Source organism: Actinomycetota bacterium (genome assembly GCA_005774595.1).
GTDB lineage: Bacteria > Actinomycetota > Coriobacteriia > Anaerosomatales > D1FN1-002 > D1FN1-002.
Genome location: VAUM01000297.1, coordinates 1 through 2440 on the forward strand (window position 1 = coordinate 1; position 2440 = coordinate 2440).

Genomic DNA, 2440 nt, shown 5'->3' on the forward strand with positions numbered 1-2440 from the left:
GACCGGCACAGCCGCACCCGCCAGCGCCGCGGGCGGCGCCGCCATCTGAACGCCTGATACCGCCAGCATGACTGCCGTCGCGAAACGCACGATGCGACCGAGCGCGGAACCCGCGCCACCTTGAACCCTGTGCATGTGCTTCCTCCTCCGAACCCCTGTCCCTGACCATCCTGTCGCGCGGGGAGCCTCCCGGTCCCGAGGCGACGCGGACTCAGTGTGGGGCCCCCCGACGCCCGGCGCTAGGGGGTATCGCCCGCAGCGAATGAGCTCCATGCGGGGAGTGTGACGGCCGTCACATGACGTCCCGACGGATGAGCACGGATGGGCGACGAACGGCAGGGCGGTGCCTCCCCGCCCCAGACGCGACGAGGGCCCCGGCGCGATGCCGGGGCCCCCGGATCGAGCGACTGCGTGCAGGAGAGCCGGGCCGCTACGGCGCCGTGAGTTCGCCTTGCACGTCGAAGCCGTCGATCCACACGTTCGTGCCGGTCGAGGCCGAGGCTTTCGAGCCGGTCGTCTCGATGCGCAGGACGTGCGCACCCTCAGGCAGGTCCGAGACGCTGTAGAGGACCTCGCCGAAGCGGCTCACATTCGAGTACGAGTCGACCGTGGCCACGAGCGCACCGTCGAGGTAGACGCGCGCCTTGCCCGACGAGGTCGTCTTGGCGCCGATCCAGTCGATGCCGACCCCGGTGAAGGTCGCGGTGACCGACTTGCCGGTGCCTGACGCATAGCGTGCGGTACCGCCCGAGAACTGCGTGCGGGCCAGTGTCGACCACGTGCCGGTCCACTCGAGACCGGCAGCGGTCTCCTCGTAGAGCACCGGACCGACCAGCTCCACGGTCACCGGACCGGACAGGTCGGTGCCGTCGAACACCGAGTACGTGAACGAGTCGGTCCCCCGGAAGCCGAACGCGGGCGCGTAGGTGAACGAACCGTTCGCGTTCAGCGTGAGCGTGCCGTGCGCCGGGCCCACCCCGCGCACGACGACCATCGGGTCGCCCTCGACGTCGGAGTCGTTGGCGAGAACGCCGGTCAGCGCCGGGACGATGAGAGCCGTACCCGCGCGGAACCGGTAGGAGTCCCCCGTCACCGCTGGCGGGTCGTTGACCGACGCGACGGCGATCGTCACGACGGCCACGTCGGTGCCCCCGTGCCCATCGGAGGCGCGGTAGGCGAACGCGTCGGTGCCGTACCAGTTCGCGGCCGGCGTGTAGGTGTAGGCGCCATCGGGCGCGAGGTCGACCGTGCCGTGCGCCGCGGGTGAGGCAACCGAGACTGCGAGACCGTCCCCGTCGGCGTCGGAGTCGTTGGCGACCACGTCACCGGAAGCCGTGGTGTCCTCGTCGCATGCCGCGGAATCGTCGGCGGCGACGGGTGCGTCGTTGACCGGCGTCACTGTGATGGTCACGGCGACGACCTCGGAGAACGAGGCGCCGTCGAACGCCTGGTAAGTGAAGGAGTCGGCGCCGCTGAAGCCGGCGTCGGGCACGTAGATGAGCTGGCCCGACGGCAGCAGCGCGAGCTCGCCATGCGCGACGTCGCCCACGAGCACCGCCGTCAGCAGGTCGCCGTGCGGATCCGAGTCGTTGGCCAGCACGCCCGAGATCGCGGGCACCGACAGTGCTTCGTCCTCGGCGGTGGTGTACCCGTCGGCGAGCGCGACCGGCGCGTCGTTGGTCAGCGTGACCGTGAAGGTCACAATCGCAGGCGCCGACAGGTCCGTGCCGTCATCGGCGCGGTAGACGAACGAGTCCTCGCCGCTGTAGCCGATGTCCGCGGTGTAGGTGAAGGTGCCGTCGGCGTCGAAGTCGAGTGTCCCGTGCGCCACGCCCGAGACGATCTCGGCGGCAAGCGGGTCGCCCTCGACGTCCGTGTCGTTGGCCAGCACCGAGCCGGATACGGGAACGCCGTCGGAGGCGGCGAACGCGTCGGGCGCCGCGGTCGGAGCGTCGTTGACCGCCGCCACCACGATCGTCACCGAACCGATGTCGGTGCCGCCCTGGCCGTCCGAGACGGCGTAGGCGAAGCCGTCGATCCCGTACCAGTCGGCGGCAGGCGTGTAGGTGTAGGCGCCGCCCAACGCCAGGTCCAGCGTGCCGTGCGCCGGGCCGGAGACCACCGATGCCGACAGTTCGTCCCCGTCGGCATCGGTGTCGTTGGCGAGCACGTCGCCGGAGGCCGGGACGTCCTCGTCGCAGGCGGTGGCGTCCGCCGAGGCGACCGGAGCGTCGTTGACGGGCGTCACCGTGATCGTCACCGTCGCGGCGGCCGAGTACAGCCCGCCGTCGTAGGCGCGATACCGGAAGCTGTCGGTCCCGCAGAAGTCGGGGGCGGGCACGTAGATGTAGCGCCCGTTCGACAGCATCGCCAGCTCGCCGTGCGCAACGTCGGAGTACAGCGACGCGGTGAGCGTGGTGGCGCCGTCCCGGTCGAAGTC

Annotated in this window: 1 protein-coding gene; it reads right to left on the reverse strand. The window is 70.9% G+C overall.

Features of this window, described 5'->3' with window-relative positions; all coding sequences use genetic code 11:
* Window positions 1–430: 430 nt before the first annotated feature.
* Window positions 431–2440 (reverse strand): tandem-95 repeat protein (locus tag FDZ70_09320; GenBank protein ID TLM70150.1); only part of this gene is annotated, 2010 nt, incomplete at its 5' end.